The organism is Rhodococcus sp. NPDC056743 (assembly GCF_042790355.1).
Taxonomy (GTDB): domain Bacteria; phylum Actinomycetota; class Actinomycetes; order Mycobacteriales; family Mycobacteriaceae; genus Rhodococcus_F.
This window is the reverse complement of record NZ_JBHTZI010000004.1, coordinates 468,323-483,168: the sequence shown is the minus strand read 5'-3', so window position 1 is coordinate 483,168 and position 14,846 is coordinate 468,323. Positions and strand designations below refer to the sequence as shown.

The window sequence follows — 14,846 nt, the reverse complement described above, 5'->3', positions numbered from 1 at the left end:
TGCACCGCGCCGCGCAGGCGGACGTTGACCTCGAGTTTCGACGGTTTCGGTCGCCGCGCGTTCACCCGCGCATCTCGATCCGCCTGATGTGGGAGATATCTGCCACGAAAGTACTTGTGACGTCGCAACTCACGACTGATCGTCGACACCGCCCGGCCCAGAGCGTTCGCGATGGCCGTCAACGTCCACCCGTCGCGGGTGTAGTCGGCAATAAACTCCCGCTCGAGAATCGAGAGATACCTCCCGCTCGGCGGCGGTGTCACCCGAGGGCGCACACCGCCGCGTTCACGTACCCAGTTCCAACCGGTACCCTCACTGACCTCGACCGCCGCCGCAGCAGCCTTGACCGTGACACCAGCACTGCGCAACGACCAGAACGTCATCCGAACCTCATGCGAATACGCAGGACGACCCACCATCAACACCATCACCCGTTAATGATCAGGCACGTTGCGACAACCACCCGAATCTGCCAACCGCCCGCGGTTAATAAAGGCGCACAGCAGAGCCTCTAGAGAATCGGCGACGGCGAGTATGCCGCAGCTTCCGGATTGGCGTCGACCAGTTTCTGCACCTCGGCCACAACGGCATCGACCTGAGCCGACGCGGCACCGATGAAGGCCGCCTTGTCCGCGAGTGCCTCGTCGAGAGCGGCACGGTCCAGCGGAAGGCGATCGTCCGCAGCGAGACGATCGAGCAGATCGGGTTCCTTGCCCTCTTCGCGCATAGCGAGTGCCACGGCGACGGCGTTCTCCTTGATGGCTTCGTGTGCGGTCTCGCGCCCCACACCGGCGCGAACCGCTGCCATGAGGACGCGCGTCGTCGCGAGGAACGGCAGGTAGCGCGTCAGTTCCTTCTCGATGACGGCCGGGTACGCGCCCATTTCTGCCAGCACGGTCAGGAAGGTTTCGAACATGCCGTCGATCGCGAAGAACGCGTCAGGCAGTGCAACACGACGGATTACGGAGCAGAAGACGTCGCCTTCGTTCCACTGAGCGCCCGCCATCTCGGCAGCCATCGAGCCGTAGCCGCGCAGGATGACCTGCAGGCCGTTGACGCGCTCGCACGAGCGGGTGTTCATCTTGTGCGGCATCGCGGAGCTGCCGACCTGGCCGGGCTGGAAGCCCTCGGTCACCAGTTCGTGGCCGGCCATCAGACGGATGGTGTGGGCGAACGACGACGGGGCCGCACCAACCTGAACGAGTGCGGAGATGACGTCGTGGTCGAGCGAGCGCGGGTAGATCTGGCCGACGCTGGTGAGAACCTTCGTGAATCCGAGGTGTTCGGCAACCTTGGTCTCGAGCTGCTCGAGCTTCGCGGCATCACCGTCCAAGAGGTCGAGCATGTCCTGAGCCGTGCCCATCGGGCCCTTGATTCCGCGTAGCGGGTAACGGTCGATCAGCTCACGCAGACGGGTCAAGCCGACCAGCAGTTCGTCGGCCGCGGAAGCAAAACGCTTACCCAGGGTGGTCGCCTGAGCTGCGACGTTGTGTGAGCGTCCGGCCATCACGATGGACGAGTACTCGGCAGCACGCTCACCCAGACGGGCAGCGACGGCGATGCCGTGGCTGTAGACGTGCTCGAGTGAGCGGACGATCTGCAACTGCTCGACGTTCTCGGTGAGGTCGCGGCTGGTCATGCCCTTGTGAACCTGCTCGTGACCGGCGAGAGCGTTGAACTCCTCGATACGAGCCTTCACGTCGTGCCGGGTGACGCGCTCACGATCCGCGATCGAACCCAGGTCGACGTTGTCGATGACCCGCTCGTAGTCGGCGATAGCGTCGGCCGGAATGTCGATGCCCAGCTCTGCCTGTGCCCGCAACACCGCCACCCACAGCTGTCGTTCGAGCACGATCTTGTGCTCGGGAGACCACAGAGCTGCAAGCTCCGGGCTGGCGTAACGGTTGGCAAGGACATTCGGGATGCGGCTCACGAGGCCTCAGTCTAACGGTGCGTGAACAGTGCTGTTACCCCTACGCAGGTGGGGCCATCACGTCGATGGATTCGAGTAGCATTCCGCGCGCCAACCCACGCGGATCGGGGTCGTACTCCCCCAGCGCCGAGATCATAGCGCCGTCGACCATCGCGACCAGGCGACGCAGCTGCCCTTCGGAACTGGTCCGACCTGACCGTGCCAATGCCTCGGTGAGCGCCTCGTCCAGTTGCGCGCGCAGTCGCAATTGCACCTCACGCAGTGCCGGATGGCGGGCGCACGCCACAAATCTCTCGTATCGCGCGATCAATCGCTCCCGGCTCTCCGGTCGCTTCTCGTCCTCGCCGAGCAGAACCTCCACCAACAGGTCGACCGTGGATTCCGATCCCCGGCGACGCTGAGTCACCGTGGCAACGCGGGCCCGCACGGCATCCATGTCTGCATTGCCGTTCAACTCGACGGCGCACGCAATCAGATCGTCGAGTGAGTCGAAGTAATAGGTAGTCGAGGCCAACGGAAGACCGGCCCTGGCAGCGACCGCACGGTGACGAACCGCGTCGAATCCACCCTCCAGCAAAAGCTCAGCAGCAGACGCCACCAACGCTTGGCGACGTTTTGCTCCCTTGGGTGTTGCTGCTCCCGACACATTTCCATCGTGCCAGTTTCTGCAGCGTCGGCACCGGAAAACAGCCCGAACGTCCTGTTGATTGTTACGTGAGCCACGTTTCGAGGCGTCGCAGCGCCTCTTCGATATCAGCGGTGGCACCGGCGAACGAGAGGCGAACCATCCGATTTCCGTGCACCGTGTCGAAGTCGATTCCCGGCGCGAGCGCGACTCCGGTATCTGTCAGCAACCGTGAGCACCAGGCAGTGGCGCCCTCCTCGCCGCACAGATGCCCGATATCGGCGTACACGTAAAAGGCGCCGTCTGCGGGAGCTAGTTCGGTGATGCCGAGCTTCGGCAGACCGGTCAGCAAAAGTTCACGATTGAGCGCATACCGCTCGACGTGGCCGTCCAGTTCGACCTTCGCTTCCGCCGAGAACGCTTCGATCGCGGCGTACTGCGAAATTGCGGGCGGGCACACGGTCATGTTCGACGCGAGTCTCTGCAGCGGGCGACGCAGGTACGTAGGAACCAGCATCCAGCCGAGACGCCATCCCGTCATGGAGAAGTACTTGGACACGGAGCCGACGACCACGGATTCGCGGGACGTTTCCCAGGCACTCGACGTGTGCTGATCGCCGTAACCGATGCCGTGATAGATCTCGTCGGAAATCAGCAGTGTTCCGTTCTTGTCGCACCACTTCGCCAGCGCGGCAAGCTCTTCCGGTGCGATGACGGTACCCGTCGGGTTGGCGGGGCTCGCAACGATCAGTCCAGCCGGCGGAGTCGGCAGCGCGTCGAGCATCTCGACGGTCGGCTGGTACCTCGTGGCCGGCCCACAATCGAGTTCTACGACGTTGCATCCCAGCGCCGCAAGCGTATTGCGGTAGGCCGGGTAGCCCGGACGCGCAACGACGACGGTATCGCCTTCGTCGAATGCCGCCAGGAACAACAAGGTGAATGCGCCCGAAGATCCAGTGGTGACGACCACGTCATCGGCGTCGACGGTAATCCCCGAACTCTCCGAGTGGTACCCGGCGATGGCTTCGCGGAGCGGGAGAATGCCGAACGTCTCGGTGTATCCCAGCAGTTCGGTGCCGAGAATCTCGCGCGTTGCCGCCAGCACCGGGGCGGGTGCCGGCGTCGACGGCTGGCCGGCCGCCAACGTCAGGACGTCACCATGAGTCCGCTGACGTTCGGTGGCGGCTTTCCACACGTCCATGACGTGGAAGGTCTGGATGTTCGATCGACGAGATTCTGAGCGCACACCTCGACGGTAGCCGAACGGTGGTTCTGCCAGAAACGACGACCACCCGTTGTGACGATCCGACAGATTCAGGCGCTCAGCATGAGTCGATCAAACGAGACCTGGGCCACGTCGCTCGCGCAACATTGATCAACGACATCCTTCGATCACAAGGGGCATCAGATGAAAGCTCGCTCAGTGTCCACTACGGCTCTGGTCACAATCGACGTTCTGACCGTTGCCTCGTGCGCAAGCACCTCTGATCAAGGTGGCAATTCTTCCGGCGACTAGCAAAGGACGGCAGTTTCACGTCGATTGTGAACGCCGATCCCGGCAATCTGCATCCCCTGATCACCAACCTGATCGCAACACAGATGGTCAACACCTACACAAACGATTCACTGCTGCATCTATTTCTCCGATTCGAAGGATCTACATGACTGACCGTCCATTTGTTCTCGACGACCTCCACCGTGTGGTCACACCCACTGAAACCGCACTCTCTCCCGACGGCACCGTGGTCGTCTTCGTCCGCTCGGAAATAGTTGCCGGAAAGGCAACTACATCGCTCTGGGCAGTGTCCCGCGATTCCCAGGCTCGCCGCCTCACTGCGGGACCCGCGGATTCAGCCCCGCGGTTCTCTCCGGATGGAACCTCGATCGCCTTCCTCCGTAAGGTCGACGACTCCGCACAGTTGCACCTGATCCCGCTCGCCGGCGGCGAGGCCGAAACCCTCACCACAGCAGCATCACTCCCCCTCGGTGCCGGCGCAGCGGCCTGGAGCCCTGACGGAAAAGTCATTGCCTTCGCCGCTGTGGTCTCACGTTCGGACTCCACCGATCCGAACGCGCCCATCGTCACCGACCGACTCGGATACAAGGTGGACGGTGCCGGTTGGCTCGGCACCTTCCGACGCCACCTGCACACCGTCGAGCTGGAGCCGAAGGCAGTTCGACGGCTCACCGACGGTGATTGGAATGCAGACGTTCCGTCCTGGTCACCGGACGGCAAGGCTCTCGCCTTCACAGCAAATCTGGAACCGGACAGCGATCTGAACCTCACGTTCAGTGCCTACCGCATCCTCGTCGACGATCTGTCGGTTCCGCCGCAGCAACTCGGTCACGCCACCGGAGTGCAGGGCTCCACACTCTGGCACCCGAACGGAGATTCGGTTGTCGCGATCGGCACTCCCGAGGTCCGTGTCGGAACTGCAGACCTGATCCGTCTGTCCGTCCCCGGCCCAACCGAGACACCGATCGACGTCACCCTCACCGCTCATCTCGATCGCAACGTGATGCCCGGCGCGCCCGGTTACCCCGGTGGCACACCGGCACTGTCGAATACCGGCGACGAGATCGTGTTCTGCCTCCGCGATCGTGGATGGACGCATCTGTACGCCGTCGACGTCGAAACCGGCACCTCTCGCTCCCTCGTCGCCAATCCCAACGAGGTCGTCTCGGCACTCTCCGTTGCCCGTGATGCGCGCGTCGCCTCCGTCATCGTCACCACGCAGCAATCCTTCGGTGAGGTCGCACTCGTCGATCTGGACAGCGGCGCCGTCACCACGCTGACAAGCTTCACCGCAGAAGCACTTCCCGAGGTGACCCTGTTTGCCGCCGAGGAACGCGAGTTCACCATCTCCGACGGCCGTACCGTGCACGGTTGGTTGCTGTCCGCTCCCGAAACCGATGGCGCCGCACCACTTCTGCTCGACGTTCACGGTGGACCGCACAACGCATGGACGGGCGTTGCCGACACCTATCACCCCGCCCACCAGGTTCTCGCAGCGCAGGGTTGGCGCATCCTGACCCTCAATCCACGTGGATCAGACGGGTACGGCGAGGACTTCATGTACGCCGTCAACGGCGCCTGGGGCACCTCGGACCAAGCTGACTTCCTCGAGCCGATCGATGCTCTTGTCGCCGAAGGACTTGTCGACGGGGACCGACTGGCGATCACCGGGTACAGCTACGGCGGATACAGCACCTGTCACCTCACCTCACAGACCGATCGCTTTGCCGCGGCGGTGGCCGGCGGGCTGATCTGCGATTTCAACGCCATGGCCGGAGTCTGCGATTTCGGTCCGCACCTCGCCTCACTGGCCACCGGAACGACTGTCCCCGAGAACTCCGCCAAACTCCTGGCTGCCTCGCCCCTCGCCGCCGTGAAGAACGTGGTGACTCCGACGCTGATCCTGCACGGAAAGTCGGACGAGCGGTGCCCGCTGGGTCAGGCCGAGGCCTGGTTCGCCGCACTGCGCCAGCAGCATGTCCCCACCCGTCTGGTGGCGTATCCCGGTGCAAGCCACGGTTTCCTCGTCAACGGTTCGATCTCGCACCGAATCGACTACAGCACACGGCTCATCGAGTGGGTCAAGCGATACACCTCGGCGAAGCTGCCCAAGACCGGCCTGGCCAACGCATCAGCCGGAGCCGACGCGTGGAAGCGTTCACTGAACGTACTGCGTGAGCGTTACGGCGTCACCGGTGCCCAATTCGGTATTCTCACACTCGATTCCAGTGGCAAGGAAATCACCCGTACGACGGTGGCTTCCGGCGTGATCAATGCAGACACCGGGGTAGAGGTATCCACCGACTCCCTGTTCCAGATCGGATCCATCACGAAGGTATGGACCGCGATGCTGGTCATGCAGCTGGTCGACGAAGGCTTGCTCCACCTGGACGCGACCGTCCGGTCGATCCTGCCCGACTTCGCACTGCAGGACGAGGAAACGGCTGCCCGCATCACGGTTCGCGCACTTCTGAACCATCGCAACGGAATCGACGGCGACCTGTTCATCGACAAGGGTCGCGGCGACGACGTCGTCGAACGCTACGTCGAGGGCCTGCGTGACTTCCGTCAGGTTCATCCACTCGAGGACGGCTTCGCGTACTCGAACTCCGCGTACGTCCTTGCAGCTCGTATCGTCGAGGTTCTCCGCGGAGGAATCTGGGACGACATCCTCAAGGAGCGGATCATCGATCCGCTCGGCCTCGAGCACACACTCACGTTGACCGGAGATGCTCCGAGATACTCTGTGGCAGCAGGCCATACGGAGAACTCCGTCGTGATGCCCGTGTGGCCGATCACGCGCTCGATGGGGCCGGCCGGCTGCATCACTGCCAGCATCGGAGATCTACTCACGTTCGCGGAACTCGGCCTTCTCGAAGGACAGAGCGTCGGCGGCGTGCGAATCGTGTCGGAAGAATCAGCCGCCGCGATGCGTACACCCGAGATCGACATCAGCGAACTGTTCCCGGACAAGTCAGGCTGGGGCCTCGGCTGGTTCCACGAAAACTGGTCGGGCGAAGAGATTTTCGGACACGACGGCAGCACCATCGGCCAGCACGCATATCTGCGCATCTTCCCCCGCCACAATGTCGCCATCGCGCTGCTGACCAGCGGCGGCAAAGCCGACGGCCTCTATCGCGATCTCTTCACCGAAGCCGCAGCCGCGTTGGTCGGACTCGAACCCCCGCAAGCCCTCGCCCCGCGCCCCGCAAGTGGGAAGTCGATTCCGGATTCGGTTCTGGGCAAGTACAGCTCAGGCGGAATAGCAATCGAATTCCGTCGCGGAGAGTCCGCTGACGAAGCCGTGATCACCGTCATCGGCGACGTGATCCCGAAGCCCGAGGAAGACGATGCAGCACCGAAGAAGCCTTCAACGGCAGCCACTCTCGTACCGTCTCAGATCCCGGGAACCTGGACCACCCGTCAACCCGGCGCCGCCGGTTGGACGACGGTACGTCCGCACCGAGACGGCGTGTACGTCGGATTCCGCTTCCTACCAAGGGTTAACGCGTGACCATGACCGATACACATACGATGACGGAAACACAGAACGCCGAAACACAGAACGCCAGCGAACTCGAGGAATCAAAGATGCAAGAACAGCTTCAAGAACTCGTCGATCAGTGGAGGGTCGAGGCGAACATCCCCGGCGTCTCGGTCGGCATCGTGCACGGTGACAAGGACATCGTCGTCACCAGCGGCATCGAAAGCGTCGACACCCAGCTCCCGGTCACCGACAAGACAATGTTCATGATCGGCTCCACCACAAAGGTGTTTGCTGCAACAGCCGCGATGGCACTCGTCGAGGACGGTCTGCTCGATCTCGACACCCCGTTGATCGAGTACGTCCCCGAACTGACCTTCGCCGACGAAACAGCCACGCGCACAGTCACGATGCGTCATCTCCTCACCCACACCGGCGGATTCACCGGCGACGCCGGCCTCTCGGCAGGCTGGGGCGAAGACGCACTGGGGCGCTCGGTGTCGCGGCTGAACGAGCTGCGACAAGAATTCCCGGTCGGAGAAGTCTTCTCCTACAGCAACTCCGGCTTCGTTCTCGCCGGACACGTCGTGGCCAAGATCAGCGGACTGACCTTCGAAGAGCTGGTCAAGCAACGCGTTCTCGACCCCCTCGAAATGAAGAACTCGGCCTTCCTGCCCTGGGACGTGATGACCCACCGGTTTGCACTCGGCCACTACATCCGCGACGGTGTGCCGTTCGTGTCCAACGAAACCGGACTCGACCGCGGCATGATCCCTTGCGGCGGAATGTGGTCCTCGGTACGCGATCAACTCGTCTGGGCACGCTACGCACTGTCCGGCGAACACCCCGGCGAGGGCCGGCCACTCGACGAGTCCACCCGGTTGCTGATGCAGAAGCCTCAGCGTCCGGCAGCGATGATGTTCGAGGAAGTCGGTCTGGGATGGCTACTGACTCGGTACGGAACCACGCAGGTCGTCCGGCACGGTGGAAACGTCAGCAATCTCCAGGTCTCCGAGTTCATGACGGTGCCCGAGAAGAATTTCGCCGTCACCGTGCTCACCAACGCGCTCGGCGGCGGAATCGGCAAGAAGATCGTCGACTGGTGCATGGCCAACCTCACTGAACTACCCGCGCCGGCATCCCTCGACGTGGTCGAACCCGAACCCGCTGCCGTCGACGCAGTCCTGGGCAAGTATCAGGCAGGCTCGCTGACGATGACCGTCGCCCCCGGTGACGAAGGAATCGGCATCCGGATGGGCAGCGCGCAAGACCTCGGTGAATACGAGGACATCGTCTGGCCGCCGGCGATCCCGATCGCCTTCCTCAACGACCGTGACTTCGCTGCTCGCGCCGACACCACCCGGGCGTTGGGACGCTTCGTCACCGACGACACCGGACGCGCCGTGATGCTCGAATTCGGCGGCCGCACCGCCAAGCGAGTGGCTTGATCCTGTAGACGGGTGACGCGGTCCGAACAGGACCGCGTCACCCGTCTTTGTATATCCACAGCCGCGAAGGTACAGACTGAACGCCATGAACGTCATCGGCGAATCGATTCTGCACCCGTCCCGGTGGAGCGTGCGTGCCCGGACAACCGTGGCATCGACACTCGTGATTGCCTTCTGCTTGGTGATCGCCGGGCTTGCACTGGTTTTCGTACTGGCGAACTCCCTGCATCTGTCCGCACTGAACAGCTCCGAAGCTCGCGCCACACAGTTGGTCCAGCAACTTACGGGAAAAAGCCCAGCCGATCTCGACCCCTCGCTTCTGTCCACCGACAGCCAGATCGGAATCGTGCAGATCGTCGACGCCGATCACCGAATAGTCGCCCAATCTCCTGGAACTGACAGCGACCTACTGTCTGAACGCACTCTCGGCCCTGACGAGTCGGATGCCTATGGAAGGGTCAAGAAGTCCGACGACGAGGACTATTGGCTGATCGGGCGAGGCGCCCAGACGCCGACCGGACCGGTCACCGTCTTCGTCGGCGCCGACCGCGAACCGGTTGAAACCGTGGTGACGACCGTTGCCGTTCTGCTAGCCATCGTCGGACCCCTGGTCCTGGGGCTGGCAGCGTTTGCCACCTACCGCCTTGTCGGTTCGGCCCTCGCTCCCGTCGAACGCATCCGCGCTCGGGTAGCGTCGATTTCGAGTGGGCGTCAAGGTGAACGAGTGCCTGTCCCGTCCGGGAACGACGAGATAGCCCGGCTGGCAACAACAATGAATGACATGCTGGCGCGCCTCGACGAAGGTGCACTTGCTCAACAACGATTTGTCAGCGACGCCTCACACGAGTTGCGCAGTCCGCTGTCCACGATCACGACGGCTCTCGAACTGGCACACCGACGCCCGGACCTCCTCGACGACGCGTTGATCGAAGACGCGCTACTCCCCGAGGCGCGCCGAATGCGGCAATTGATCGAGGATCTGTTGATTCTCGCGCGCTCGGACGAAAGCGAACTCGAATCCATCGGTACCGTCGTCGACGTCGACCTCGACGACATTCTGTTCGCCGAGCAAAAGAGAATCGACGGTATCTCCGAGATCGCGGCCACCGCCACCGTTGCTCCGGTTCGCGTCTCCGGAGACCCGAGAGCGTTGGCGCGTATGGTGCGAAACCTTGTCGACAACGCAGTGCGGCACGCTGAGACCCTCGTGCATCTCGAGTGCTCCGAGGCCGGCCACGAAGCCCACATCATGATCGAGGACGACGGGCCTGGAATCCCTGCAGCAGAACGCGAACGAATCTTCGGACGCTTCGTCCGTCTGGACCAGCCACGGTCGAGACAGGGCGGTGGGTCCGGACTTGGACTCGCTATCGCGTCGGAAATCGTTGCGGCGCATCACGGAACCATCTCCGTCAACGAGAGAGCAGGCGGTGGAAGTCGATTCGAGGTGACGATTCCGCTACCGAACGACTGATGATCAGGCAGTGCCGACAAAGCGGTACCCGACACCTCGGACCGTTTCGATGCTGTGGGTTCCGAACGGGAGGTCGACCTTCTTACGTAAGTAACCGATATAGACCTCGACGATGTTCTCGTCACCCTCGTAATTGCTGTCCCACACGGACCGAACGATCTCGGTCTTCGTGACCACAACTCCGTTGTTGCGCATCAGGAACTCGAGAACGCTGTACTCCCGTGGCGTCAGCGTCAATTCGCTTCCCGCTCGGCTGACCAGATGTTTCGCCGGGTCGAGTGTCAGGTCGCCTTCGGTGAGTATCGCCGGACGTTGCGGAGCACCACGACGTACCAGTGCGCGCAGCCGAGCGAGAAGCACGACAAACGAGAAGGGCTTGACCAGGTAGTCGTCGGCACCGAGGTCGAATGCATCGGCGAGGTCGTATTCGCCGTCCTTTGCCGACAGCATGAGAATCGGGGTCCAGACCTCACGCGCCCGCAAGTCACGCACAATGTCGTAACCGTGCTTCCCCGGCAACATGATGTCGAGAACTATCACGTCGAATTCGTCCCCACAGGCCGTGACAAACCCGTCTTCACCATTGTGTTCGACGGTGGTCACAAAGCCCTCGGCGACCAGGCCCCGACGAATCGTCTCGGCCAGACGCACCTCGTCCTCGACCACCAGCACTCGCACCACACGCCCCATTTCCGTCGATACCGAAACCAGTAGATCAGATCCCACACTGTTACCGAATGTGCATTCAGCGTTTCTTCAGCATCGTCTCGGCAGACTTCGGGCCATGCCTGAAATTGTGTCGGCCGCGCGGACCGCGGTCACCGAAGTGTTGACCGAGAGCTCCAGCGCGGAGATCGCGGTGACTGCCGTCATCGTGGCAGCCGCCCTGTTCGCCTTCGGTTCGATCTATCAATCGTCGACACTCCGCGGGGGCGTCATCCGCGGAATCGGATTGGTTCTTGCGCTGGTGACCCTGTCCGTCTCGGTGGCCGACAACGGATGGTTGACCGGGTTCGACGGCCCGGTGACGGATTGGATGGTCGCGCATCGAAGCCACGGTCTCAACCAGATTGCAGTTGCCGTGACGGATCTCGGAAGTCCGGCTGCTACAGCTATTCTCGGCGTCGGAGCCGGCGCCTACCTCTCATGGCAGGCGCGGTCGGTGATACCCGGCCTCGTTGTAGTCGGCACAGTCGGTTCTGCGGCCATCGCAAGCACCGTCATGAAAGCAATAATCGCTCGCGAGCGGCCTCCCACAGCTACTCAGGTTCTCCTCGAGACCAACCATTCCTTTCCTTCCGGACACGTCACCGGAACTGGGGCATTGATCGGCATCGTTGTTCTTCTCGTCGCCATGGGGCACACACCCACGGTGAAACGTGTGCTGATGCTCGCGGCCGTCGTTGTCACCGTTGTTGTTGCGCTCACCCGGTTGTATCTCGGCGTGCACTGGTTCACCGACGTTGTTGCCGGCGCAATTCTCGCGACTCTCGCGGTCACGATCGGCGGCGCGGCGTTCCGGCATCTCACTCTCGCCGCCTCCACGAATGAAGTCACCTGTGCCGGGTTCCTCGACCTTGACGACCTCGGCGCCGAAGTCGCCGAGGCACGTGGCGGTCACTGGCGCAGCCAGGACCGTTGCCATATCCAGGACGCGGATTCCCTTGAGGGGTAACGCAGTTTCGGTCATGATCCGCCTATTAACGGTTCGTTATTAACGTTTGGTAGATGCGGACTGCATCTTGTGAAGACGACAGACCCTCCCCGCCACCGATACCGATGACGCGAGGGTCGCAAACGCCACATACCCCTTTGAAGCCAAGGTCATTCCATAACCCGGAGATATTGATCATTCGTCCGCATTGTCAACCAAAGGCAGTTAGCGTGACGTCAGTTGTCCGCTATTCACGGAGGTGAGCATGCCGGTATTTCGATCCGTGCTGGTCGTACTGGCCGGCCTGGCACTATTGATCAGCTCATCCGGCGCCACTGCGACAGCTGAGCCTCAGTACCCCGTCCCCTATGATCTCTTCGTTCAGGACTCAGTCCGCGATCCATACGGATCCGCAGTGGGCTCGAATGATTGGAACTGTATACCTTCGGCCGCACATCCAGAGCCTGTGGTTCTCCTGCACGGATTGGGTGCCAACCGGTTCAATATGTTCACCACGATTTCACCGTTGCTGGCCAACGAGGGGTACTGCGTTTTTGCGCCGACGTTCGGGGAAAACGCGAGCCTACCGACTCCGTTCGATTCGGTGGGCGGCCTGGGACGACTCGAGGACAGCGCCGCAGAGGTTGGGGAATTCGTCGAGCGTGTTCGCACTGCCACAGGCGCGCAGAAGGTCAGCATCGTGGGCGTTTCCGAGGGCACCCTCGTTGGCAATTATTACGTCAAATACTTTGGCGGAGCGCGCGTTGTGGATAAATTTGTGTCACTGGGTCCGGCCTGGAGGGGCACTCTGGGTACTGGTCCGAACGGAGACGGCCAGTGGATTCTTGATCTCGCTCCCGACGACGCACGGACAGTGATTCCGTTCTGCGCTGGTTGCCCACAGGGGCTTCCGGCATCAGATTTCGTGGCGAAACTCTGGGCGAGTGACGCAGGGAGTTTTGCCGGCCTCTACGCGCCAGGCGTGACGTACACCAACATCATGACCCGATACGACCAACTGGTGACCCCGTACACCAGTGGATTTGTCGAGGCACCCAACGCAACGAATATCGTTGTGCAGGACGAGTGTTCGCTGGACTTTTCAGACCATCTTGCCGTTGCGGCATCACGGGTTGCGACAGGTCATGTACTCCGCGCCTTGGATCCGGAAAACGCCCGTCCAGTTCCCTGCGTATTTGTGACTCCGTTTCGCGGGGGTTGATTCGCGCGTCCGATTCACGCACAACATTGTCCGATCACGTCCTTCGGTCTATCGATTCACGCAAACATCCGAATAGCAGTGCAAATAAACAGTTCTCGAGTTCAGGAACGTCGAACCTGTCCGTTATGCCCCTAGGAATCGAAATCCTGTTCGACTAAAATCAGTGCATGGACAGTCGGGAAGCGTGGCAATACGACGGCGAGGGCCTCAAGACAGAGGTTCTCGACCTCGCCCGCACCCGGCACGAGATGACGTCCCGCATGGTTGTGATGATCACCGAGATGTTCACCCGCGACACACTCGGCGGCCGAGGATTCCGCGCCATCGCGCAGTGGCTGCACCAGTCTACGAATCTCGAGATCGGCGAATGCAGCCGGCTGGTCGGCCTGGCGCGGTTGTTCATGCTCGAACCTGTTGTCGGGCAGTCTTTTCACGACGGTGATATCGATGCGTCGAAGGCGCGTCAGGTGGCGCAGTTCTGCCAGCACCCACCCAAGAACATGAACCTCGTCGACGTCGAGAAGGCCCGCGACATCCTCCTGACCCTCGCCTCCAAGAACGTCGCCGACTGCGATTCCGTCCGCGCGGCGATCCGGCGGATCCAGAAGCAGTACGGCAACCGCGCTGACGGCGTACCGGCCGGTGAGGACTCCGAACTCAACGAGTTCTATGCTTCCCGTGGCCTGTACGGGCGAGTTGCCGTCAAAGGTGACCTCGACGCCGTCAACGGTGCCCGTCTCATCGCGCTACTGTCCGCGCTGTCGGCGCCCACTCCGGAGACGGACGGCGTGAAAGACCAACGTATCCCAGCACTTCGACGCGCCGACGGATTTTGTGAACTGCTGCGCCGCTACGAAGCCGCCGGCCTCGGCCCCGTCGAAGGTGGAGTGAAACCGCACCTGACGATCACCGCCACCGCAAAAGACCTCACCGATCTTCAGACACTGAAAGACCTGCTGCCCTCCACCGAGGAACTCGGCTACGCGATCACCAACTGGGCCGGCCCCATCAGCCTCGACACCGCCCGCATGCTCGCCTGCGACTGTGAAGTCACCCGAATCCTTCTCGATAGCAATGGTGTTCCCCTCGATCACGGCATGAAGGCGCGGCTCGCGACCGTCCCGCAGCGGCGAGCCCTCACCGTACGAGACGGCGGCTGCGCCTTCCCCGGTTGCGGAACCCCGCCAGGCTGGTGCGACGCCCATCATTTGATTCACTGGCTCGACGACGGCCCCACGGATCTCGATAATCTGATCTTGTTGTGCGGTCACCACCATCGGATGATGCATCACACCGAGTGGAGAGTAGACATCGGAGACAACCGGAAAACCCGGTTCTATCCACCGATGTCGGTGGACCCGTATCAAGTTCCCGTTCCCGGGAACACGCCACCAACAGCAGCCTGAAAAACCCAGCCGTGGGGGCCCGGGGGCAAAGAAGACCCCGGTGGCGACCCCCCAGGTCGTGAGGGTGGTTTGGGATGTTTTTGT

10 protein-coding genes and 2 pseudogenes are annotated in these 14,846 nt (G+C 62.2%); 6 read left to right on the top strand and 6 right to left on the bottom strand.

The window, feature by feature from the left end:
* The 4 genes from ACFRFQ_RS12245 to ACFRFQ_RS12230 all read right to left on the bottom strand — a co-directional run.
* The coding region (locus ACFRFQ_RS12245) for a helix-turn-helix domain-containing protein (protein WP_378657379.1) at positions 1-383 on the bottom strand (383 nt) is incomplete at its 3' end.
* Between the two features lie 128 nt (positions 384-511).
* Positions 512-1,933 (bottom strand): adenylosuccinate lyase, encoded by a 1,422-nt coding sequence (purB, locus tag ACFRFQ_RS12240; RefSeq protein ID WP_378657376.1) that lies wholly within the window; start codon positions 1,931-1,933, stop codon positions 512-514.
* A 40-nt stretch (positions 1,934-1,973) separates the two neighbouring features.
* Positions 1,974-2,579, bottom strand: coding sequence for a TetR/AcrR family transcriptional regulator (locus tag ACFRFQ_RS12235; RefSeq protein WP_378657373.1), 606 nt, complete (start codon positions 2,577-2,579; stop codon positions 1,974-1,976).
* A 64-nt stretch (positions 2,580-2,643) separates the two neighbouring features.
* Complete coding sequence (locus tag ACFRFQ_RS12230) at positions 2,644-3,804, bottom strand: pyridoxal phosphate-dependent aminotransferase (protein WP_378657370.1); 1,161 nt, start codon at positions 3,802-3,804, stop codon at positions 2,644-2,646.
* Positions 3,805-4,219: 415 nt separating this feature from the next.
* On the opposite strand from ACFRFQ_RS12230, the gene ACFRFQ_RS12225 reads away from it, so the two are divergent.
* From ACFRFQ_RS12225 to ACFRFQ_RS12215, 3 genes are all read left to right on the top strand, one after another.
* On the top strand, positions 4,220-7,588 hold the full coding sequence (locus tag ACFRFQ_RS12225) for a serine hydrolase (RefSeq protein ID WP_378657367.1): 3,369 nt from the start codon (positions 4,220-4,222) through the stop codon (positions 7,586-7,588).
* A gap of 2 nt (positions 7,589-7,590) precedes the next feature.
* Positions 7,591-9,006, top strand: a complete 1,416-nt coding sequence (locus tag ACFRFQ_RS12220) for a serine hydrolase domain-containing protein (protein ID WP_378657364.1) — start codon at positions 7,591-7,593, stop codon at positions 9,004-9,006.
* Between the two features lie 85 nt (positions 9,007-9,091).
* Entirely contained in the window at positions 9,092-10,480 is a 1,389-nt protein-coding gene (locus ACFRFQ_RS12215) for a sensor histidine kinase (RefSeq protein WP_378657361.1), read from the top strand.
* A 3-nt stretch (positions 10,481-10,483) separates the two neighbouring features.
* Here ACFRFQ_RS12215 and ACFRFQ_RS12210 read toward each other — a convergent pair whose 3' ends face one another.
* The gene (locus ACFRFQ_RS12210) at positions 10,484-11,158 is read right to left on the bottom strand and encodes a response regulator transcription factor (RefSeq protein ID WP_378657452.1); all 675 of its coding nucleotides are present in this window, start codon (positions 11,156-11,158) and stop codon (positions 10,484-10,486) included.
* Between the two features lie 106 nt (positions 11,159-11,264).
* Between ACFRFQ_RS12210 and ACFRFQ_RS12205 the strand changes: the two are divergent.
* Positions 11,265-11,969: pseudogene (locus ACFRFQ_RS12205) on the top strand (phosphatase PAP2 family protein); the annotation flags it as partial.
* A gap of 93 nt (positions 11,970-12,062) precedes the next feature.
* On the opposite strand, the pseudogene ACFRFQ_RS12200 reads toward ACFRFQ_RS12205, so the two are convergent.
* Positions 12,063-12,125, bottom strand: a pseudogene (locus ACFRFQ_RS12200) (hypothetical protein); the annotation flags it as partial.
* Between the two features lie 274 nt (positions 12,126-12,399).
* Between ACFRFQ_RS12200 and ACFRFQ_RS12195 the strand changes: the two are divergent.
* Both ACFRFQ_RS12195 and ACFRFQ_RS12190 read left to right on the top strand, forming a co-directional pair.
* A complete protein-coding gene (locus ACFRFQ_RS12195) occupies positions 12,400-13,356 on the top strand; it encodes an esterase/lipase family protein (RefSeq protein ID WP_378657358.1) in 957 nt (318 codons plus the stop codon).
* 167 nt (positions 13,357-13,523) lie between these two features.
* The gene (locus ACFRFQ_RS12190) at positions 13,524-14,762 is read left to right on the top strand and encodes a DUF222 domain-containing protein (RefSeq protein ID WP_378657355.1); all 1,239 of its coding nucleotides are present in this window, start codon (positions 13,524-13,526) and stop codon (positions 14,760-14,762) included.
* Positions 14,763-14,846 lie beyond the last annotated feature (84 nt).

Excerpts from the sequence above, each read along its gene's own strand:
- ACFRFQ_RS12225 (WP_378657367.1), top strand. The coding sequence starts at position 4,220 with ATGACTGACCGTCCATTTGTTCTCGACGACCTCCACCGTGTGGTCACA.
- ACFRFQ_RS12220 (WP_378657364.1), top strand. The coding sequence starts at position 7,591 with ATGACCGATACACATACGATGACGGAAACACAGAACGCCGAAACACAG.
- ACFRFQ_RS12215 (WP_378657361.1), top strand. The coding sequence starts at position 9,092 with ATGAACGTCATCGGCGAATCGATTCTGCACCCGTCCCGGTGGAGCGTG.
- ACFRFQ_RS12195 (WP_378657358.1), top strand. The coding sequence starts at position 12,400 with ATGCCGGTATTTCGATCCGTGCTGGTCGTACTGGCCGGCCTGGCACTA.
- ACFRFQ_RS12190 (WP_378657355.1), top strand. The coding sequence starts at position 13,524 with ATGGACAGTCGGGAAGCGTGGCAATACGACGGCGAGGGCCTCAAGACA.